Origin of the sequence: Pseudarthrobacter sp. S9 (assembly GCF_050156545.1) — a bacterium.
Taxonomy (GTDB): domain Bacteria; phylum Actinomycetota; class Actinomycetes; order Actinomycetales; family Micrococcaceae; genus Arthrobacter.
In genome coordinates this window covers 307,565-328,747 of sequence record NZ_CP189576.1, presented here as the reverse complement: position 1 = coordinate 328,747, position 21,183 = coordinate 307,565, and the positions used below count along the sequence as shown (strand labels likewise).

Below are 21,183 nucleotides of genomic sequence, written 5' to 3'. Positions count from 1 at the left end.
CAATGGTCAGCACGCCCACACGTACGACGGCGGCCAAGCCCGCCGTCGTCGGCAACCCCGCAAAAAACCCCGGGGGCCAACCGGCAGCCAAGGAATCCGCAGCACCGCGCGAGGCTTCAGCGGAGGCGCTTCCGGCCGGAAAGCTGCGCCGCTGGTACCGGGGCTTCTGGTCGGCCCTGGAGGGGACGGGCAAGTCCCGCAACGGGTCCACGTACTACCTGATCCTCGGATCAACCCTCGCGCTGACCGCGATCGGCATCATGATGGTGTTGTCCGCTTCCAGCGTGGAAGCCATAGCGGCCGGGGAGTCGCCGTACTCTGCCGCCCTCAAGCAGGGCATGTTCGCGGCCATCGGCGTGTTCTTCATGCTGGTGTTGTCCCGTGTCAACGTGGTGTGGCTCAAGCGCTTCGCCTGGCCCGCCCTCTTTGCGGCCATGATCCTGCTTGTGCTGGTGCTCCTGGTGGGGCGCAGCACGCTCGGCAACCAGAACTGGATCGACGTCGGACCGTTCACCTTCCAGCCCTCCGAAGCCGCCAAGCTGGCGCTGGCCCTGTGGATGGCCACGGTGCTGCACCGCAAGGCCAAGCTCCTCACCCACTCCAAGCACGCACTGATCCCCGTCGGGCCCGGCGCCGTCGTGATCATCGGCCTCATCCTGGCCGGCAACGACCTCGGCACGGCCATGATCGTCATGATCATCACGGCCGCGGCGCTGTTCTTTGCCGGGGTGCGGCTTTACGTCTTCGGCATTGCCGGGATCGTGCTGGCCGCCGGCACCCTGATCCTCGCCATCACGAGCCCCAACCGCGTCTGCCGCATCCTGTCCTGGACCGGCCAGACCTGCGCGGACGGTTCGGACGTGAACTACCAGTCCACGAACGGCCTCTACGGGCTTGCTTCCGGAGGCTGGTTCGGTGTGGGGCTGGGCCAGAGCCGGCAGAAATACAGCTGGATTCCGGAAGCCCACAATGACTTCATCTTCGCCATCATCGGCGAGGAGCTCGGACTCGTGGGCACCGTCGTCGTCCTGGTGCTGTTCGCCATCCTCGGCACCGCGATCTACCGCGTGGTTGCGGCGCAGAAGGACATGTTCCACCGCGTGCTCGCCGGCACCATCATGGTCTGGCTGCTCGGCCAGGCCACGGTCAACATGGCCGTCGTCACCGGCCTGGCCCCGGTGGTCGGGATCCCGCTGCCGTTCATCTCCTACGGCGGCTCGGCGCTGCTCATGTCGCTGTGCGCGATCGGCGTAGTCTTGTCTCTGGCCCGGGCGCAGATGGCACCAAGCCTCCAATCCAAGCGGCTTTTCGGCCTGAGCCTGCCCCGGCGCACGAAGTCCCGGGGCACCGGCGCGGGCTCGAAGAACCCTGCACCGAAGAACCCTGCACCACAAAGCCCTGCACCACATAACCCTGCACGAAAGCGTAAATAGCCCTTCATGAACACCGAGTCGACATTGTCCGTGGTCCTCGCCGGCGGCGGAACAGCCGGGCACATCAGCCCGCTGCTGGCCATCGCAGGTGCGGTCCGGCAGGCCCGCCCCGGGGCGCGGCTCCTGGCCGTGGGCACCCCGGGCGGGATGGAAGCCCGGCTGGTCCCGGCTGCCGGGCTGGAGCTCGCCACCATCAGCCGTGTCCCGTTTCCGCGCAGGCCCTCCCTGGACCTGCTGCGGCTTCCCGGCCGGCTGTCCGGTGCGGTGAAGCAGGCCGGCTCAATCCTCGATGAGGCCAAGGCCGACGTCCTGGTGGGGGTCGGGGGATATGTGTGCACGCCGATGTACCTCGCGGCCCGGCGCCGCAGGATTCCGATCGTGGTCCACGAGGCCAACACCCGGCCCGGGCTGGCGAACCGGGTGGGGGCCCTGCTGGGCGGGCACGTGGCCGTGGCCTTCGCCGGGACCAGGCTCCGCGGCGCACGGCATGTCGGCATGCCGATGCGCCCCGAAATTTCCGGCCTGGACCGCCCGGCGGCCAGGGCCGCGGCGCGGGCGGCGCTCGGGCTGGATCCGCAGCAGCCGGCACTGATCGTCACCGGCGGCTCCTCGGGCGCCCAGAGCATCAACCGGACCCTGGCCGCGTCCGTCGGCGCTCTCGCCGACGCCGGTGTCCAGACCCTGCACATCACCGGGCGCGGCAAGTCCGTGCACGACGCCGACGGCAAGCCGCTGGCCGCGCCGGGCTACCGGCAGGTGGAGTACGTCGACGGGATGGAAGCGGTCTACGCCGCGGCGGACCTGCTGCTCGCCCGCGCCGGTGCCGCCACGGTCTGTGAAGTCGCCGCCGTCGGCGTGCCCGCCGTCTTCGTCCCCCTCCCCATCGGCAACGGCGAACAGGCGCTGAACGCAGCCGGCCTCGTCGACGCCGGAGGCGCCCTGATCGTGGAGGACAGCGCGTTCACCGTCGACTGGGTCCGCGAACACATCATCCCCCTGCTGCTGGACAACGGCCGGCTGGCCCGGATGGCCGCCAGCTCCGAACACCTCGGCATCCGAAACGCGGACCGGCGCATGGCCGATCTCATACTTGAAGCGGCAGTGCCTTTCAAACAGCGGTGTCCTTGAACAGCAGTGTCCTTTAACAGCACGGCAGGAAGCGGTAAAGCTATGACCCAGCCCCCACACGGCGCCCGTACCCTCGAGTCCCTGGGCCGGGTGCACTTCGTCGGCATCGGAGGCGTGGGCATGTCCGCCGTCGCCCGCATCATGGTGGCGCGCGGCGTCCCGGTGAGCGGCTCCGACGCCAAGGACCTGCCGGTCATGGCGGACCTGGCGGCCGCCGGGGCCCGGATCGCGGTCGGCTATGCCGCCGGAAACCTCGGCGACGCGCAGACCGTGGTGGCCGGCTCGGCGATCCGCCCGGACAACCCCGAACTCGCAGCCGCCCGCGCCGCCGGTCTCCCCGTGCTTCACCGCTCCGAAGCGCTGGCCACGACCATGGCGGACGACACCGTCGTGACGGTCGCGGGAACGCACGGCAAGTCCACCACGACGTCGATGATCACGGTGCTGCTGCAGCGCGCCGGACTGGATCCGTCTTTCGCCATCGGCGCGAACGTCCCGGCGCTTGGTGTCAACGCGGCGCACGGCAGCTCCCGGATCTTCGTCGCCGAAGCCGACGAGTCCGACGGCTCCTTCCTGAACTACCGCCCGCAGGTCGCGGTGGTGACGAATGTCGAACCGGACCACCTGGACTTCTACGGCACGGCCGAAGCCGTCTATGAGTCCTTCGACCGTTTCACGGCCCTGCTGCCGGCCGGCGGACTCCTGGTGGCGTGCGCGGATGACGACGGGGCCAGGGCCCTGGCTGAGCGCACCCTGGCGCGCGGCAACACCAGGGTAGTCCTGTACGGCACGGCGGACGATGCCGAGGTCAAGCTGCACGACGCCGGCCCCGGCCAGGTGTGGATCTCGACGCCGGCGGGCCGGTTCGCCGTCGAGCTGCAGGTCCCCGGCCGGCACAACGCGCTTAACGCCGCCGCGGCGTTCGCCGTCGCAGTCGAACTCGGCGTCGAGCCGGAAGCCGCCGCCCGTGCCCTGGCGCACTTCTCCGGCGCCTCGCGCCGCTTCGAATTCAAGGGCGGGGGCCGCGGTGTCCGCGTTTACGATGACTACGCCCATCACCCCACCGAGGTCCGCGCCGCCCTGTCCGCCGCGCGGGCCGTTGCCGGCGGGCACAAAGTGCACGTGCTCTTCCAGCCGCACCTGTTCTCCCGGACCCGCGAATTCGCCCGCGAGTTCGCCGAAGCGCTCAACACCGCGGACACGGCCCTGGTCCTGGACATCTATCCTGCCCGCGAGGATCCCATCCCCGGAGTCAGCAGCCGGCTGATCGCCGACCACCTGGGTTCCGGCGGCAGGCTTGTCGGCCCGGACCGCGAGGCCGTGCAGGCGGTGCTGGCCGCTGCGGCGCCGGGCGACATCGTGCTGACCGCCGGCGCAGGCGACGTCACGGCGTACGGGCCGCTGATCGTTGAGGCCCTGACGGTGGAGGCCCCCGGTGGCTAGCACCCGACGCCCCACCTACAGGGCAGGAACCCGCACCCCTTCGCCGGAGCGCTCCGGTGGATCCGGCGGAACCGGCACGGAGGTCATCTCGGCGTCCAAGAACGCCGGGGACACGGACACGGCCCCGGGCAGTGGCCCGGGCAGTGCGCCGGACAATGTCCTTTCGTTTCCCGAGCCCAAGGCCAAGCGCCGCAAGCGCATCCTGCTGAGCACCATCGGCGTCCTCGCGGTGCTGATGGCGGGGATCCTGGCGGCCGCCGTCTACTCGCCGGTGCTGGCCCTGCGGACCGTCACGGTGGACGGCACCAAACTGCTGAGCGCTGACCAGGTCCGGGCGGCCCTCGCGCCGCTGCAGGGCAAACCCCTGCCGCAGATCAGCAAGGAGGACGTCAGCGCCCTCCTGAAGCCGCTGGTCCAGGTCAAGGAGGTCAGCACCCAGGGGCGCCCGCCCTCCACGCTCGAAGTCCGCGTCACCGAACGCGTTCCGGTGGCCCTGGTCAAGCAGGGGGAAACCTTCCAGCTGGTGGATGTCGACGGCGTGCAGCTCAGCAAGACCGCCGACCCGACGTCCGTACCGTTGCCGGTCATCGACGAGGGAGGAGGAGCCCTCGCGACGGAGCTGTTCCACGCCATCACCGCGGTGCTGGGAGCGCTCCCGGCGGATGTCCTCGCGAGGCTTTCCAACGCCTCGGCGGCGTCCGCGGACGCCGTCGAACTCAGGCTCGTCGACGGGCAGACGATCATCTGGGGCAATGCGGGGGAGAAGGAGCTCAAGGCCCGGGTGCTCGCGGCCCTCCTGAAGGCACCCGCGGACCCGAAAAACCCGGTCCGGATCTACGACGTCAGCGTGCCCCGGCACCCCGTCACCCGGTAGCAGCCAATCAGTTACACGGCGTTTCGCTCCGGCGGGCGTCAGGGCAGCGGCCCGGGCGCCGCCCGCGGCGCTCACAGAAGGACCCGCGGCAACACAAAAGAGGGTATTTCCCCGGTATTCCTGCGACACGCGGTGCCGGTTATTGAATGTCCCCGGCATAGGAAATACCGTCACAGACATGAGTTACTTGACATAACTATAACCTTCAAGTCGAAGGTTAAGGTTCAAAGCTTCAAGCCCGACTCCATCAGTTTTCGCAACAGAACACGAACAAGGGACACGTAACGTGGCAGCTCCGCAGAATTACTTGGCCGTCATCAAGGTCGTCGGCATCGGCGGCGGTGGCGTGAACGCAGTCAACCGCATGATCGAGGTCGGTCTTCGCGGCGTCGAATTCATCGCCATCAACACCGATGCCCAGGCATTGTTGATGAGCGACGCAGACGTCAAGCTCGACGTCGGGCGTGAGCTGACACGTGGACTGGGAGCCGGTGCGAACCCTGAGGTCGGTAAGCAGGCCGCGGAGGACCACGCCGATGAAATCGAAGAGGTCATCCGTGGCGCGGATATGGTCTTCGTCACCGCCGGCGAAGGCGGCGGCACCGGCACCGGCGGCGCGCCCGTCGTGGCCCGGATCGCCCGCTCGCTCGGTGCCCTGACCATCGGCGTCGTCACCCGTCCGTTCACCTTTGAAGGCCGCCGGCGCGCCGGCTCCGCCGAGGCGGGCATCGACGCACTCCGCGACGAAGTCGACACCCTGATCGTGATCCCGAACGACCGCCTGCTGTCTATCAGCGACCGCAACGTGTCCGTCCTTGACGCGTTCCGTTCCGCCGACCAGGTCCTGCTGTCCGGTGTCCAGGGCATCACAGACCTGATCACCACCCCGGGCCTGATCAACCTCGACTTCGCCGACGTCAAGTCCGTCATGCAGGGCGCAGGTTCGGCCCTGATGGGCATCGGATCGGCACGCGGCGAAGACCGGGCCGTCAAGGCCGCGGAACTCGCCATCGCCTCCCCGCTGCTGGAAGCATCGATCGACGGCGCCCACGGCGTCCTGCTGTCCATCCAGGGCGGCTCGGACCTCGGCCTCTTCGAGATCAACGAGGCAGCCCGCCTCGTCCAGGAAGTCGCCCACCCGGAGGCAAACATCATCTTCGGTGCGGTCATCGACGACGCCCTCGGCGACGAAGCACGCGTCACCGTCATCGCCGCCGGCTTCGACGACGTCAAGGCCACCTCGCCCTCCATGGACCAGTCCCTCCCGGCTGCACCCCAGCGCCCGGCAACCCCCGCGGCTCCCGCCCCGGCCCAGGCTCCGGCCTCTGCCCACGTCCAGCCGCTGCATGCCACGGTAGGCGCGTCCGGCTACGGCGGCTGGGGCCAGCAGCGCCCGTCCGCCGTGCCGGCCGACTCGGGCTTCGACGTCGACCTGCCGTCTGTCGTGGAGCCGGACCTGTCCGGCCGCCACTCGGACGACCTGGATGTCCCCGACTTCCTCAAGTAGGTCCTGCGGCCGCATCCATGGCACTGCCCTCCGGCAGTGCCATGGTGCTTTCCCCCGGATCCCGGTGATGATCCTAATGATGATCCAAGTGATGACAACGAATGTGGCGGTGTACTGATTGTTCTCGTGGCGAGCTGAAGTCCGGCCCGGCGTCTGGGTGGCGTTCACCGACACCGCAGCCGGCAACCTTGCACTCCATGTCGGCGACGACCCTGCGGAGGTCAGGCGCCGCCGCGGTGAGCTCGAACAGGCCGCGGGACTCGCCGGCCGCCACTTCCGGTACATGAACCAGGTCCACGGCAGCGACGTCACCACCATCGCCGGCAGTGCGGACGGCTCCACGGCCGATGCCCCGACCGCCGACGCTCCGACTGCAGACGCTCCGACTGCAGACGCCATGGTTTCCGCCGGCGAGCCGCTGGCTGTCATGGTGGCCGACTGCGTCCCGGTGGTGCTCGTGGGGGCCGGCGCCGGGGCATTGGGCGCCGGAGCGCCCGTCCTCGGCGTCGCGCACGCGGGACGTCCCGGCGTGGCCTCCGGAGTGGTGCCGGCTGCCGTGGCGCGCCTGCGGGAGCTCGGAGCGGGGCACATCAGCGCCTGGATCGGCCCGTCCATCTGCGGCCACTGCTACGAGGTCCCCGAAGGGATGCGCGCGGACGTTGCCGCGATTGTCCCCGCCACCTGGTGCACCACCTCCCGGGGCACCCCGGGGCTGGACCTGCCGGCAGGCGTCCGTAGCCAGCTGGAAGCTGCGGGCGTCGCCCTCGAATACTCCGGCGGCTGCACCCTAGAGGACGAAAGCCTGTTCTCCTACCGCCGCAACAGCCACACCGGCCGCTTTGCGGGCCTGGTATGGACGGATCCGGCGCGGACCGACGGGGCGCCGGATGTCCGGGCACGCAACGATCCGGGAGCCGGTCAATGACTGAGCCCGGGGACGCAGCGCTGGAAGGCGCCCGCCTGGCGCGGCTCGGGGACAACCTGGCAGCGGTCCGGCAGCGGATCGACGCCGCCGTGGCGGCCGCCGGACGGCAGGGGAACCCGCCGAGGCTGATCGTCGTCACCAAGTTCCACCCGGCGCAGGACGTCCGGCGGCTGGCTTCCCTGGGCATCACCGACGTCGGCGAGAACCGGGACCAGGAGGCCGCGGACAAGGCGGCGCAGCTGACCGAACTGGACCTCCGATGGCACTTCATCGGCCAACTGCAGAGCAACAAGGCCAAGTCCGTGGTGAAATACGCCCACGCCGTACACTCCGTGGACCGTCCGCCGCTGGCAGCCGCGCTGGCCAAGGCCATGGCCACCGAACGCGAACGCACCGGGCGCGCCCCGCTGGACTGCTTCATCCAGGTCAGCCTGGACGACGACGCCGACCGACACCGCGGCGGTGCGCTGCCGGCCGACGTCCCGGGACTTGCCGAACAGCTCGCCGGTTCGGAGGGCCTCCGGCTGGCAGGCGTCATGGCGGTGGCCCCGCTCGGGACGGATCCGGCGGCGGCCTTCGAGAAGATGGCCGCCATCTCCGCGCGGCTGACGGCGCAATTTCCCGACGCCATGGGAATTTCCGCCGGCATGAGCCAGGACCTCGAAGCGGCCATCAGGTTCGGGGCGACACACCTCCGCATTGGCTCGGATATTCTCGGTCCGCGTCCGGCGTTGCGGTAGGTTCAACGTATTGGAAGGTAATGGCGGGGATTCCAAGGCTGTCTAGTCATTTGATCGGCCCGCTTACGGACACGATTAGGAGCCGACCATGGCTGGCGCTCTGCGCAAGACAATGATCTATCTTGGGCTCGCTGACGGCGACGAACACTACGAGTCTGAGCACCACACATCGCACAAGGATGAGGACGAATCCATGGAGCACGACCGCGAGGAACGCCGTGCGCCGGCGCCTGTCCGCGAGGTCCCCAGGGAAGAGCCCTACGCCGCTGAAGAGGAATATCGCGCACCTGTGACACCCATCAAGCGTGCGGCATCGAGCCGCGAAGAGACCACCGGCCTCCGGCAGATCACCACGATCCACCCGCGGTCCTACAACGACGCCAAACTCATCGGTGAAAGCTTCCGTGATGGCATCCCCGTCATCATGAACGTCACCGACATGGGCGAGGCCGACGCCAAGCGCCTCGTCGATTTCTCCGCAGGGCTTGTCTTCGGCCTCCGGGGCAGCATCGAACGGGTGACGAACAAGGTGTTCCTGCTGTCGCCGTCGTACGTTGAAGTCATCGGCGATGACAAGAAGGTCAGCGAGACGCAGGCCAGCTTCTTCAACCAGAGCTAACCCGGATTTCCCCACGGATGCCAGGCAGGGACACCTGCCTGGCATCCGTGCTGAATTATCCGTGTTGAAATAGAAGCGATACTTTCTTCAGGACACTGCGGTATCCGGAATGAACATGGAGATATGAATTAACTCATGGGAATTGTTTTCGGACTTGTCTATATCGCGCTCTTGCTTTTTTTCGTTGCCCTGATCATCCGCCTGGTCTTTGACTGGGTCCAGATGTTCGCCCGGAGCTGGCGGCCGCGGGGTGCGGCGCTCGTCACTGCGCATGCCGTGTATTCCGTCACGGACAGGCCGCTCAAGCTGCTCCGGCGGCTCATTCCGCCCCTGCGGCTGGGCGGGATCTCGCTGGATCTGGGCTTCCTGCTGCTTTTTGTGGCCGTGAGCGTGGCGATGGCAGTCGCCAGGAGCCTGGCATAGGCATATGTTGCAGGGGCGGCGGACCCGGTCCGCGGCCCGAACCGATAGAAACTCCGGTTTGACACTGCGGTGTTGAATTAGAGGAACCAGACCATATTTAGGTACCGTAGTTTTGACGGCCGGAAGGCCTACTGACTTACTAGACCAACGAGGTGACCAGATGGCTTTGACGCCAGAAGACGTTGTCAACAAGCGCTTTCAGCCGACCAAGTTCCGCGAAGGCTACGACCAGGATGAAGTTGATGACTTCCTGGATGAAATCGTCGTCGAACTGCGGCGCCTGAACCAGGAGAACGACGAGCTGCGCAAGAAGCTCGCCGAACTCGGCGCCGGCACGCCTGCCAGCTCCGCTGCCCCGGCTCCCGTCGTGGAGAAGGTCCCGGCGCCCGTCAAGGCCGAGAAGGAAGACCGTGCCAAGGCAGAAGCCGAGGCCAAGGCCGCTGAAGCTGCCAAGAAGAAGGAAGCCGAGCAGGCTCCCGTCCCGGCAGCCGCTCCGGCACGTGCCGCCGCAACTCCCGCCGCCGAGTCCGCTGCGGGCCTGCTCGCCATGGCCCAGCAGATGCACGACAAGCACGTCGCCGACGGCGAGCAGCAGCGGGACAAGATCATCGCTGAAGCCCAGATCGAGGCCAGCAGCCTCGTCAACGACGCGCAGGAAAAGTCCCGCAAGATCCTGGGCGCCCTCGAACAGCAGCGCTCCGTCCTGGAACGCAAGGTCGAGCAGCTGCGCGGCTTCGAACGCGACTACCGCTCACGCCTGAAGGCCTACATCGAAGGTCAGCTCCGCGACCTGGATGCCCGCGGCTCCGTAGCCGCTCCTGAGGTTGGCGAAGCCAGCTAGGGCATTAAGCAAGTATTCTGAAAGCCGGTGGCTGGGGACTCCTCGGCCGCCGGCTTTTCACTTTTTGCCCGGCCTCTCGCTTTTTGCGCCGCAAAGTGCCGCCTTCCGGCCCGGCGCCGGCGTGTCCCAAGCAGTAAACTCCCAGTCCCGCACTGGCTCCCGAACGAAAGCCCTATGACTGACGCACCATCACCAGACGCCACGCAGCCCATCGATGCCGTGAAGCCTACCGACGCCACGCAGCCTGCCGACGCCGGCCGGCCCGTTGGTGGGGCCGAGGCGCGGGTCCACGCACCGCTGTCGTCCGCGCGGCCGCGGCCGCGGCGGCGCGTGCTGCTCTCCGTGTTCGCCGCCTTCGCGGTGTTCGCCTACGTTTTCGACCAGCTCACCAAGCTGTGGGTTACCAGCACCATGACCGAGGGCGAGCGGATTCCCGTGCTTCCCCCGCTGCTGCACTGGTACTACATCCGCAACTCCGGCGCGGCGTTTTCGATCGGCGAGAACGTGACCTGGGTGTTCACCATCATCATGGCGGCCGTATCCGTTGCGATCCTGCTGCAGCTGCGCAAGCTCGGCTCGGCCTGGTGGGCGCTGGCGCTCGGGCTGCTGCTCGGCGGTGCCCTCGGCAACCTCACGGACCGGCTGTTCCGCGAACCCTCCTTCGCGATGGGCCATGTGGTGGACTTCATCCAGCTGCCCAACTTCGCGATCTTCAACATCGCCGATTCCGCGGTGGTGTCCTCGGTCGTGATCATCTGCCTGCTCACCCTTCGGGGCATTTCCCTCGACGGCTCGCACCACGCGAAGCATGCGGCGGAACACGATGTCTGAGCCCGCGGGAACCTTGCGCGTTGTTGTCCCCGAGGAACTCGCCGGGACGCGGGTGGACGCCGGACTGTCGAAACTGATGGACATCTCCCGCTCCCAGGCCGCCACGCTGATCGCCGAGGGCAATGTCAGCAGCAACGGCAAGGCCGTCGGGAAGTCCGTCAAGCTCGCCCCCGGCACAGTGCTCGATGTCGTCGTGCCCGAACGCCGGGACCCCCTGGAAATCGTGGAGGAAGTAGTGGACGACCTGTTGATCCTGCTGGACGATGACGAGTTCGTCGTCATCGACAAACCGGTCGGAGTGGCGGCGCACCCCTCGCCCGGCTGGGTGGGTCCCACGGTGGTGGGCGGCCTGGCCGGACTCGGCTACCGGATCTCGACGTCGGGCGCTCCCGAGCGCGCCGGCATCGTCCACCGGCTCGACGTCGGGACCTCCGGCGTCATGGTGGTCGCCAAGACCGAACACGCCTATACGGTGCTCAAGCGTGCGTTCAAGGAACGCACCGTGGACAAGGTGTACCACGCCGTCGTCCAGGGCCTTCCGGACCCGCTGGCCGGCACCATCGACGCGCCGATCGGCCGCCACCCCGGCCACGACTGGCGCTTTGCCGTGATCGAGGACGGCCGTGACTCCATCACGCACTACGAAGTCCTCGAAGCCTTCGGCAAGGCCTCGCTCGTGGAGGTGCACCTCGAGACGGGGCGCACCCACCAGATCCGCGTGCACTTCTCGGCGCTGCGCCACCCCTGCGCCGGTGACCTCACCTACGGCGCCGATCCGCGGCTGGCCGCCACCCTGGGGCTCACCCGGCAGTGGCTGCACGCCCGCGCGCTGTCCTTCGACCACCCCCGGTCGGGGGAACGGGTCACCGTCACGAGCGAGTACCCGCAGGACCTGGCGTACGCGCTTGAGGTCCTGGAATCGGGAAAGGCCTGAGCGGCACTAGAATGATTCGGTGACTTCCAGCAACAACTCGTTCGTCCACCTCCACAACCACACCGAATACTCCATGCTGGACGGTGCGGCGAGACTGGGGGACCTGTTCAGCCACACCAAGGAACTGGGCATGTCCTCGCTGGCCACGACGGACCACGGCTTCGTCTTCGGCGCCTTCGACTTCTGGAACAAGGCCCGCAACGCCGGCGTCAAGCCGATCGTCGGGGTGGAGGCCTACCTCACCCCGGGCACGGCCCGGCAGGACAAGACGCGTGTGCGCTGGGGCGACGGCGGCCGCAACGATGTCTCGGGTGCCGGTTCCTACACCCACATGACCATGTGGGCCGAGACCACCCAGGGCATGCACAACCTGTTCCGGATGTCCTCGCTGGCGTCGCTCGAGGGCTACCTCTACAAGCCGCGCATGGACCGGGACCTGCTGCAGACCTACGGCAAGGGCCTGATCGCCACCACCGGCTGCCCCTCCGGCGAAGTCCAGACCAAACTCCGGCTGGGCCTGTACCAGGAAGCCAAGCAGGCGGCGTCGGACTTCCGCGACATCTTCGGTGCGGAGAACTTCTTCTGCGAGCTGATGGACCACGGGCTCGACATCGAGCGGACCATCCAGGGCGACCTCATCAAGCTGGCCAAGGAACTCGGCCTGCCGATGGTGGCCACCAACGACCTCCACTACACCCACGCCGAGGACGCCTCCAGCCACGCCGCCCTGCTGTGCGTGCAGTCCGGCTCCAGCCTGGCCGACCCCAAGCGCTTCAAATTCGACGCCGACGAGTTCTACCTGAAGTCGCCTGCGGAGATGCGGGCGATCTTCGGCGACCACCCCGACGCCTGCGACAACACCCTGCTGATCGCCGAGCGCTGCGACGTCGAATTCAACGAGAGCGCCAGCTACATGCCGCGCTTCCCGGTGCCCGAGGGCGAAGACGAGCAGTCGTGGTTTGTGAAGGAAGTCGAAAAGGGCCTGCACTACCGCTACCCGAAGGGCATTCCGGACCACGTCCGCAAGCAGGCCGACTTTGAGGTCGGCGTCATCACGCAGATGGGCTTCCCGGGCTACTTCCTCGTGGTGGCCGACTTCATCAACTGGGCGAAGAACAACGGCATCCGGGTGGGTCCGGGACGTGGTTCCGGTGCCGGTTCAATGGTCGCGTACGTCATGCGCATCACCGACCTGGACCCCCTCGTCCACGGACTGATCTTCGAACGCTTCTTGAACCCGGAACGCGTTTCCATGCCCGACTTCGACGTCGACTTCGATGATCGGCGCCGTGCGGAAGTCATCCGGTACGTCACCGAGAAGTACGGCGACGAGCGCGTGGCCATGATCGTCACGTATGGCACCATCAAGGCCAAGCAGGCGCTCAAGGACTCCTCCCGCGTGCTGGGCTACCCCTTCTCCACCGGTGAACGCCTCACCAAGGCCATGCCGCCGGACGTCATGGGCAAGGGCATCGCCCTGGCGGACGTCCACAACCCGGAGGCCCAGCGCTACTCCGAGGCCGAAGAACTGCGCGAACTGCTCAAATCCGACGCCGATTCCCAAAAGGTCTTTGAGACGGCCCTCGGTCTGGAAGGCCTGAAACGCCAGTGGGGCGTCCACGCGGCCGGCGTCATCATGTCCTCGGATCCGCTGATCGACATTATCCCGATCATGCGCCGTGAGCAGGACGGCCAGGTCATCACCCAGTTCGACTACCCCACGTGTGAAGGCCTCGGCCTGATCAAGATGGACTTCCTGGGCCTGCGGAACCTGACGATCATCACGGACGCCGTGGAGAACATCAAGCTCAACAAGGGCATCGACCTGGTCCTGGAGGACCTTGGCCTGGACGACCAGGGGGCCTATGAACTCCTCGCCAGGGGCGACACCCTGGGTGTCTTCCAGCTCGACGGCGGACCGATGCGCTCCCTGCTCAAGCAGATGCGCCCCGACAACTTCGAAGACATCTCCGCCGTCATCGCCCTGTACCGTCCCGGTCCCATGGGGGCGAACTCGCACACGAACTACGCGCTCCGCAAGACCGGGCTGCAGGAGATCGTTCCGATCCACAAGGAGCTTGAGGAACCGCTGTCCGAGATCCTCGGCGGAACGTACGGTCTGATCGTGTATCAGGAGCAGGTTATGGCCATCGCGCAGAAGGTCGCCGGGTTCACGCTCGGACAGGCCGATATCCTGCGCCGCGCGATGGGTAAGAAGAAGAAGTCCGAGCTGGACAAGCAGTACGCGGGCTTTGAAAAGGGCATGATGGACAACGGCTATTCCGCCGCCGCCATCAAGATGCTCTGGGACATCCTGCTGCCCTTCTCCGACTACGCCTTCAACAAGGCGCACTCGGCGGCGTACGGGCTGGTGTCCTACTGGACCGCGTACCTGAAGGCACACCACCCGGCCGAGTATATGGCCGCCCTGCTGACCAGCGTCGGCGACGACAAGGACAAGCTGGCGCTGTACCTCAACGAGTGTCGCAAGATGGGCATCACGGTGCTTCCGCCGGACGTCAACGAGTCCAGCGTCAACTTCACCCCGGTCGGTACGGACATCCGCTTCGGCATGGCCGCCATCCGCAACGTCGGCGTCAACGTCGTCGAGGCGATGGTCAAGGCCCGCGAATCCGAAGGGGCTTTCACCTCGTTCAAGGACTACTTGCTCAAGGTCCCGGCCGTGGTCTGCAACAAGCGGACCATCGAATCGCTCATCAAGGCCGGCGCGTTCGACTCCCTGGGCCATCCCCGCCGCGCCCTGGCGATGATCCATGAAGAAGCCATCGACTCGGTCATCACCCTCAAGCGCAATGAGGCGATCGGTCAGTTCGATCTCTTCGCGGGCTTCGAGGACCAGGAACCCGAGGCCTCGCTGACCACCGAGATCCCGGACCTGCCCGAGTGGGAGAAGAAGGACAAGCTCTCCTTCGAACGCGACATGCTGGGCCTGTACGTCTCCGACCACCCGCTGCAGGGCCTGGAGGGGCTGCTGAGCCAGCACGCGGACCAGACGATCACCTCGGTGATCGGCGAAGACGGACCGAACGACGGCGCCATCATCACCATCGCGGGCATGATCACCTCCTTGAGCCGCCGGATCGCCAAGGCCAGCGGCAACGCCTACGCCCGCGCCGAAGTGGAGGACCTCGGCGGCTCCATGGAAGTCATGTTCTTCGGCCAGGTCTACGGCCCGATCGCCTCGGTGCTGGCGGAGGACCTGATCGTGGTGGTCAAGGGCCGGATGCAGAAGCGCGACGACGGCGCCGTCACCTTGAACTGCATGGAGCTGTCCGTCCCGGACCTCAGCGACAACATGAACGGCCCCGTGGTGATCACCATGCAGACGCACAAGGCCACCGAGGCCGTGGTGAGCGAGCTGGGCGACGTCCTGCGGACCCACCGCGGCAACTCGGAGGTCCGGCTGCACCTGCAGGGCGACACCCGGGTGGAGGTCATGGGGCTGCCCGTCCATCTGCGGGTCAATCCCAGCCCGTCCCTGTTCGGCGACCTGAAGGTGCTCCTCGGCCCGACCTGCCTGGACAACTAGCCTGGACAACTAGCCGTGACAATTAGCCGGGAAAACCAGACAGAATACTAGATCTCGTAGTCGAGCGGAACCGGCTGGCCGTACGCCCCCGAGTGGTACAGCAGGGGAGCGACGTCGTCGCCGACCTGCCCCTCCACCACCTCGACCACCACCACGGCATTGTTCTCGAAGGAGAGCCGCATCTGGACCTTGCCGATCAGCCAGCCGGCGACGCCCTTCAGGACGGGGACCTCGTGGGGTCCCAGCTCCCAGTGGTCGCCGTCAAAGCGGTTGCCGGCGCGGGCGAAGCGGTCCGCAAGTTCCTGGTTTTCCATTCCGAGCATGTGCACGCCGATGTAGGTGGTGTTCGCCACGGCCGGCCACGAGCTGGAGGTGCGGGCCATGTTGAACGTAAACCGCGGCGGCTTGGCGGAGAGCGAGGCTACCGACGTCGCGGTGAAACCGAAGGGGACGCCGTTGTGATTGGCGGTGATGATGGCCACACCCGCCGCATGCCGGCGGAACATTTCCTTGAATGTTCCCTCGAAGACTCCGTCATCTGTGCCCACTGCGATCCAACTCCCTGCTGCACATGCGTGTGATTGTTCCTACCCTGCCAGCGTATTGCGCCCGTGATCCAGCGCGGCATTTATTTACCTGACTCGTCATGTGCTGACGCGCTGCGTCATGTGCCGGGCCGGCACAATCCTTGTTACCGTTTGTTGCATGACACAGCCCGTAGTAGACGGCCCGGTTCAGCCGCACGCCGAGGACCCCACGCAACCTGAGCCGAAGCCCGGCCGCCGCGCAACGCCGTGGCGGGAGGCCGCGGCCATCGCGGCCGCCGGCATGCCGGTGGGGCTGCTCTGGTGGCTCCTGGCGCCGTCGGGTCTGAACCTGCTGACGGGCAACCCCGAGCTGGCCGCCGGCAGGAACACCGCAACCTGGCTGCCCCGGGACCTGGTGCTGGCCGGGCTGTTCCTGCTCGCCGGCTGCATTGCCGGGGCAGTGGTGTCCGGATCCAAGCATGATCAGCCGGCGCCCGGGTCCATCATCCTCTTGGTGCTCTCCGGCGCCCTCGGAGCCGTCATCGCATGGGGCACGGGTGTGCTCAGCGGCCACTGGTGGGGCGCTGCCGTGGACACCTCAGCCAACGCCAGCATCGCCTTCTCGCTGCGGTCCTATGCCATCCTGGCCATCTGGCCCGCCGCCATCGCGCTGTCCATCTTCCTGCAGAGCCTCTTCCCGATGCCAGGCCGCGCCCCGGACGCCGAAGCCGGACAGCCCCCTGCGTAACAGCGTTAGGACGCTGCGGCCGGGCACGTAAAATGAACGGGTGACCCTTACTCCTGACAGCTCCGTGTCCCCTGTTCCGGTTCCCCCTGTTCCGGCGCCCCCGGTTCCCGCCGCCATCAACTTCCGCACCGTGGACGTGCGCGGCCAGCATCTGTCCCTCGCCGGGCTCCGCGCGGCCGTCCCGCGGGCGCAGTCCGGCACCATGGCCGACGCCGAGGAAAAGGTCCTGGACATCATTTCCGCCGTCCGCGCACGGGGCTTCGCCGCGCTCCGGGAGTTGGCACTGACCTTCGACGGCGTGGAGCAGACCCACCCGCGCGTCCCGGCCGAGGCGCTGCGTGCGGCCCTGGAAGGCCTCGATCCTGCGGTGCGGGCAGCGCTCGAGGAGTCCATCCGGCGGGCCCGCCGCTTCGCCGACAGCCAGCGCCCGGCGAACGTCGACGTCGAACTCGGCGAAGGCGCCGTCGTCAGCCAGAACTGGGTGCCGGTGGCGCGGGTGGGGCTGTATGTCCCCGGCGGGCTGGCCGTCTATCCGTCCTCGGTGATCATGAACGTCGTCCCGGCCCTGGCTGCCGGCGTCGAGTCGATTGCCCTGGCGTCGCCGCCGCAGAAGAACTTCGGCGGCCTACCGCACCCCACGATCCTCGCGGCCGCCTGCCTGCTCGGCATCGAAGAGGTCCATGCGATCGGCGGGGCGCAGGCCATCGCGGCCTTCGCCTACGGAATCCCCGCCACCGGGCCCGAGGCGGGGAATCTTGCCGGGCTGGATCCCGTGGATGTTGTCACCGGACCGGGCAACATCTTTGTCGCCACCGCCAAGCGCCTCGTCAAGGGCGTTGTGGGGATCGACTCGGAGGCCGGCACCACGGAAATCGCGATCCTGGCCGACGCGACGGCCCAGCCGGCCCTCGTCGCGGCGGACCTCATCAGCCAGGCCGAGCACGACCCCAAGGCCGCGTCCGTCCTCTTCACCGATTCCGAGGTCCTCGCGGCAGCCGTGCGCGTGGAGCTGAACCGCCAGGCGGCCGCCACCAAGCACTCCGAGCGGGTCCGCGAGGCACTGTCTGGCCCGCAGTCCGGCGTCGTCCTCGTGGAGGACCTGGCCCAGGGCATCGCCGCCTGCGATGCCTACGCCGCGGAACACCTGGAAATCATGACGGCGGACGCCGCGCGGGTGGCCGCCCGGATCCGCAACGCCGGGGCCATCTTCGTGGGGGACTACAGCCCCGTGAGCCTGGGGGACTACTGCGCCGGATCCAACCACGTGCTGCCAACCAGCGGCACGGCCGCCTTCTCCTCGGGGCTGAATGTGACCACGTTCCTGCGGGCCATCCAGGTGATCAACTACAGCCGTTCCGCGCTGGAACAGGTCAGCGGGCACATCGTGAGCCTCTCCGGCGCGGAAGACCTGCCGGCGCACGGTGAAGCCGTCACGGCGCGGTTCTCCGCAGTCCGGTAGCCACTGCCGTGAACCACTACATGTAGTAATTACAGTCTTGTTATTCAGCTATATCTAGTCGTAAACTGGTGACGGAAGAAAGAACGCCGGTAAACAACGCCGGTACTGACTGCACCGGCGTTTACACCGCAGTCTGCGACAGGGGAGGAAACGACATGTATTGCCCCTTCTGCCGAAACCCCGATTCGCGTGTGGTGGACAGCCGCATCGCCGACGACGGTTCCGCCATCCGGCGCCGCCGGCAGTGCCCCGAATGCGGCCGCCGTTTCACTACGGTGGAAACCACCAGCCTGACCGTCATCAAACGCTCCGGCGTCGGCGAGCCGTTCAGCCGCAGCAAGGTCATCAACGGCGTGCGCAAGGCCTGCCAGGGCCGTCCCGTCACGGAGGATGACCTCGCCCTGCTGGCCCAGGAAGTCGAGGAGTCGATCCGTGCCTCCGGGGCCGCCGAGATCGACGCCCACGAAGTCGGACTGGCCATCCTGAACCCGCTGCAGAAGCTCGACGAGGTCGCCTACCTGCGCTTCGCCAGTGTGTACCAGGCCTTTGAATCCCTCGAGGACTTCGAGTCCGCCATCTCACTGCTCCGCCACGAGGCAGAGACCAAGGGCGCGGACGGCAAGAACTCCCAGAAGAGCCCGCTCTAGGCTCCGTTCCCCATGGGGCAGCGGGCTATCTGCCGCCCGAGACCGGGAGCACCGCGCCGGTGATGTACCCGGCCTCCCCAGAGAGCAGCCAGAGGACCGCGGCGGCCACCTCGTCCGGCTCGGCCCCGCGGCCCATCGGAATCGAGGAATTGAGCCGCTCCACCCGGTCCGGCATGCCCGCCGCGGCATGGAGCCCGGTATTGGTGCTACCGGGCGCCACGCAGTTCACGCGGATGCCCTGCGCCGCCACCTCCGCCGCCAGACCCACTGTCAGCACGTCGACGGCGCCCTTGGACGCCGCATAGTGCACCCAGGTGCCGGGCGAGCCGGCCTTGGTGGCGGTTGAGGAGATGTTGATGATGGAACCCCCGCGGCCGCCCCGGTCTGTCCCGAGCCGGCGCACAGCTTCCTGGCAGACGTAGATGAGCCCGGCCACGTTGACATCGAGCACGCGCCGGACAGTGGCGGCCGGCACCTCGGTGAGGGGCCCGATCAGGTCGCCGGTGATGCCGGCGTTATTCACGACGGCGGCCAGCGTCCCGAGCCCCTCGGCGGCGTCGAAGAGGTCGGCGACCGCAAAGGGGTCGCTGATATCGGCCTGGACGGCCACCGCGGTGCCGTATTCGGCATTGATACCGGCAGCCACAGCGGCGCCGCCGCCGGCGTCAGCCGAATAATTGATGACGACGACGTACCCGGCCCGCGCGGCGCGGCGCGCGATGGCGGCACCGATGCCGCGGCTGCCGCCTGTGACGATGACAACCTCCGGTCGGGGTTCAGCCATGGTGCTAGTTGACCAGCTTGTGCTTCAGGGCGATTTCGATTGCAGCACCGACGATGCCGGCGTCGTTCTTGAGTTCGGCCGGAACAATCGGCGTGCGCAGCTTCATGTTCGGCAGGTACTCGTCGGACCGTTTGGAGATGCCGCCGCCGACGATGAACAGTTCGGGGGAGAACAGGAACTCCACGTGGGAGAAGTAGCGCTGCAGCAGCACGCTGTACTGCTCCCAGCTGAGGCCGTCGCGCTCACGGGCCACGGCCGAGGCCTTGGTCTCGGCGTCGAAGCCGTCGATCTCCAGGTGGCCCAGCTCGGCGTTGGGGACCAGCTTGCCGTCAAAGATGAAGGCGGAACCGATTCCGGTACCGAGGGTGATCACCAGCACGGTTCCGGAGACGCCCTCGCCGGCGCCGAACCGGGCCTCGGCCAGGCCGGCTGCATCGGCGTCGTTGATGACCTCCACCGGGCGGCCCAGCCGCGCGGTGAGCATGGCATCAATGTCGGTCTCAAGCCAGGACTTGTCCACGTTCGCCGCGGAGTGGACCACGCCGTGCTGGATGATCCCCGGGAAGGTGACGCCCACGGGGGAGCCGTCGACCGGCGCGTCGGGGCGGCCGGAGAGCTCTGCCACAACCTGTGCCACCACTTCGGTGACGGACTCGGGGGTGGCCGGCTGCGGGGTGGGCACGCGGAGGCGCTCACCGATCAGCTTGCCCTTCTTCAGGTCGACGATCCCGCCCTTGATACCCGTGCCGCCGATGTCAATGCCGATCAGCGGGGCGTTCTTCTTCGACTTCTCGTCCTTCTTGGCCAATGTCGTTCCGTTCGTGGCAGGGGGCGGGCTAGGAATGTCAGTGCAAATACTGCGGGGTGCCCGCGTCAGGGTAGCGTGAGGACTTCGGCGCCGGATTCCGTGACGAGCAGGGTGTGCTCGAACTGTGCGGTGCGCTTGCGGTCACGGGTCACCACGGTCCAGTCATCGGCCCACATGTCCCACTCGACCGTGCCGAGCGTCAGCATCGGTTCGATCGTGAAGACCATGCCCGCCTCCATGACGGTGTTGTAGGCCGGGGCGGCGTCGTAGTGCGGGATGATCAGCCCGGTGTGGAAGGCTTCGCCGACGCCATGTCCAGTGAAGTCGCGGACCACGCCGTAGCCGAAGCGCTTGGCGTAGGACTCGATACTCCGGCCGATCACGTTGATCTCGCGTCCCGGGGCCACCGCCCGGATGGCACGGTTCAGTGATTCCCGGGTGCGCTCCACCAGCAGCCGGGAATCCTCGTCGACGTCGCCCACCAGGAAGGTGTAGTTGGTGTCGCCGTGCACGCCGCCGATGAACGCCGTGATGTCGATGTTGAGGATGTCGCCGTCCTGGACCACGGTGCTGTCCGGAATCCCGTGGCAGATCACTTCATTCAGCGAGGAGCACAGCGACTTGGGGAAGCCGCGATACCCGAGAGTGGAGGGGTAGGCCTTGTGGTCGAGGAGGAATTCGTGGCCCACCCGGTCCAGCTGGGCTGTGGTGACACCGGGTTCGATGTACTTTCCGACCTCCACAATGGCCTTGGCAGCGATCCGTGACGCGATCCGGATCTTCTCGATGGTCTCCGCCGACTTGACCTCGGAGCCGGTGAACTTGGCCGGTCCCGGTTTGCCGACATATTCGGGACGCGGGATCGACGCCGGGACGGGCAGCTGCGGGCTCACTGTTCCCGGGACCAGGGTGCCGATGGGTGCAGTCGAGGCTAGAGAAGGCATACATTGATCATATAAGGC

At 67.3% G+C, this 21,183-nt stretch carries 20 protein-coding genes; 16 read left to right on the top strand and 4 right to left on the bottom strand.

From position 1 onward, the window contains the following. Positions 1-2: 2 nt before the first annotated feature. The 13 genes from ftsW (at position 3) to dnaE (ending at position 15,248) form a co-directional block, all read left to right on the top strand. On the top strand, positions 3-1,433 hold the full coding sequence (gene ftsW / locus ACQCSY_RS01580; protein ID WP_427132606.1) for a putative lipid II flippase FtsW: 1,431 nt from the start codon (positions 3-5) through the stop codon (positions 1,431-1,433). A 6-nt stretch (positions 1,434-1,439) separates the two neighbouring features. Further along, positions 1,440-2,561, top strand: a complete 1,122-nt coding sequence (locus ACQCSY_RS01575; protein ID WP_427132604.1) for a UDP-N-acetylglucosamine--N-acetylmuramyl-(pentapeptide) pyrophosphoryl-undecaprenol N-acetylglucosamine transferase — start codon at positions 1,440-1,442, stop codon at positions 2,559-2,561. A gap of 42 nt (positions 2,562-2,603) precedes the next feature. Further along, the gene (gene murC, locus ACQCSY_RS01570) at positions 2,604-4,004 is read left to right on the top strand and encodes a UDP-N-acetylmuramate--L-alanine ligase (protein WP_427132602.1); all 1,401 of its coding nucleotides are present in this window, start codon (positions 2,604-2,606) and stop codon (positions 4,002-4,004) included. Next, a complete protein-coding gene (locus ACQCSY_RS01565; protein ID WP_427132601.1) occupies positions 3,997-4,878 on the top strand; it encodes a cell division protein FtsQ/DivIB in 882 nt (293 codons plus the stop codon). The genes murC and ACQCSY_RS01565 overlap by 8 nt, the downstream gene beginning before the upstream one ends. 286 nt (positions 4,879-5,164) lie before the next feature. Further along, positions 5,165-6,385 carry a cell division protein FtsZ gene (gene ftsZ / locus ACQCSY_RS01560; RefSeq protein ID WP_427132599.1) on the top strand — a complete coding sequence of 407 codons (1,221 nt, stop codon included), beginning with the start codon at positions 5,165-5,167 and terminating at the stop codon, positions 6,383-6,385. 118 nt (positions 6,386-6,503) lie between these two features. Continuing rightward, entirely contained in the window at positions 6,504-7,310 is an 807-nt protein-coding gene (locus ACQCSY_RS01555; RefSeq protein ID WP_427132597.1) for a polyphenol oxidase family protein, read from the top strand. Then, positions 7,307-8,050, top strand: a complete 744-nt coding sequence (locus ACQCSY_RS01550) for a YggS family pyridoxal phosphate-dependent enzyme (protein ID WP_427132595.1) — start codon at positions 7,307-7,309, stop codon at positions 8,048-8,050. Before ACQCSY_RS01555 ends, ACQCSY_RS01550 begins: the two co-directional genes overlap by 4 nt. Positions 8,051-8,138: 88 nt before the next feature. Further along, a complete protein-coding gene (locus tag ACQCSY_RS01545) occupies positions 8,139-8,669 on the top strand; it encodes a cell division protein SepF (protein WP_427132593.1) in 531 nt (176 codons plus the stop codon). Positions 8,670-8,804: 135 nt separating this feature from the next. Continuing rightward, positions 8,805-9,092 (top strand): YggT family protein, encoded by a 288-nt coding sequence (locus tag ACQCSY_RS01540; RefSeq protein WP_427132591.1) that lies wholly within the window; start codon positions 8,805-8,807, stop codon positions 9,090-9,092. A 160-nt stretch (positions 9,093-9,252) separates the two neighbouring features. After that, on the top strand, positions 9,253-9,933 hold the full coding sequence (locus ACQCSY_RS01535; RefSeq protein ID WP_427132589.1) for a DivIVA domain-containing protein: 681 nt from the start codon (positions 9,253-9,255) through the stop codon (positions 9,931-9,933). 174 nt (positions 9,934-10,107) lie between these two features. After that, positions 10,108-10,764: a signal peptidase II gene (gene lspA, locus ACQCSY_RS01530; RefSeq protein WP_427132587.1), complete on the top strand. Its 657-nt coding sequence runs from the start codon at positions 10,108-10,110 to the stop codon at positions 10,762-10,764. Beyond that, positions 10,757-11,698, top strand: a complete 942-nt coding sequence (locus ACQCSY_RS01525) for an RluA family pseudouridine synthase (protein ID WP_427132585.1) — start codon at positions 10,757-10,759, stop codon at positions 11,696-11,698. Before lspA ends, ACQCSY_RS01525 begins: the two co-directional genes overlap by 8 nt. A gap of 19 nt (positions 11,699-11,717) precedes the next feature. After that, the gene (gene dnaE, locus ACQCSY_RS01520; protein WP_427132584.1) at positions 11,718-15,248 is read left to right on the top strand and encodes a DNA polymerase III subunit alpha; all 3,531 of its coding nucleotides are present in this window, start codon (positions 11,718-11,720) and stop codon (positions 15,246-15,248) included. Between the two features lie 47 nt (positions 15,249-15,295). Here dnaE and ACQCSY_RS01515 read toward each other — a convergent pair whose 3' ends face one another. Next, positions 15,296-15,754, bottom strand: coding sequence for a flavin reductase family protein (locus ACQCSY_RS01515; protein WP_427135603.1), 459 nt, complete (start codon positions 15,752-15,754; stop codon positions 15,296-15,298). Positions 15,755-15,953: 199 nt separating this feature from the next. Between ACQCSY_RS01515 and ACQCSY_RS01510 the strand changes: the two genes are divergently transcribed. From ACQCSY_RS01510 to nrdR, 3 genes are all read left to right on the top strand, one after another. Next, positions 15,954-16,523 carry a hypothetical protein gene (locus ACQCSY_RS01510; RefSeq protein ID WP_427132582.1) on the top strand — a complete coding sequence of 190 codons (570 nt, stop codon included), beginning with the start codon at positions 15,954-15,956 and terminating at the stop codon, positions 16,521-16,523. Positions 16,524-16,563: 40 nt separating this feature from the next. Further along, positions 16,564-17,982: a histidinol dehydrogenase gene (gene hisD / locus ACQCSY_RS01505; protein ID WP_427132581.1), complete on the top strand. Its 1,419-nt coding sequence runs from the start codon at positions 16,564-16,566 to the stop codon at positions 17,980-17,982. A gap of 155 nt (positions 17,983-18,137) precedes the next feature. After that, positions 18,138-18,629: a transcriptional regulator NrdR gene (nrdR, locus tag ACQCSY_RS01500; RefSeq protein ID WP_427135601.1), complete on the top strand. Its 492-nt coding sequence runs from the start codon at positions 18,138-18,140 to the stop codon at positions 18,627-18,629. Between the two features lie 25 nt (positions 18,630-18,654). On the opposite strand, the gene ACQCSY_RS01495 is transcribed toward nrdR, so the two are convergent. From ACQCSY_RS01495 to map, 3 genes are all read right to left on the bottom strand, one after another. Beyond that, complete coding sequence (locus ACQCSY_RS01495; protein WP_427132579.1) at positions 18,655-19,413, bottom strand: SDR family oxidoreductase; 759 nt, start codon at positions 19,411-19,413, stop codon at positions 18,655-18,657. Between the two features lie 4 nt (positions 19,414-19,417). Then, positions 19,418-20,221, bottom strand: a complete 804-nt coding sequence (ppgK, locus tag ACQCSY_RS01490) for a polyphosphate--glucose phosphotransferase (RefSeq protein ID WP_427132577.1) — start codon at positions 20,219-20,221, stop codon at positions 19,418-19,420. 65 nt (positions 20,222-20,286) lie between these two features. Then, the gene (gene map, locus ACQCSY_RS01485) at positions 20,287-21,165 is read right to left on the bottom strand and encodes a type I methionyl aminopeptidase (RefSeq protein WP_427132575.1); all 879 of its coding nucleotides are present in this window, start codon (positions 21,163-21,165) and stop codon (positions 20,287-20,289) included. Positions 21,166-21,183 lie beyond the last annotated feature (18 nt).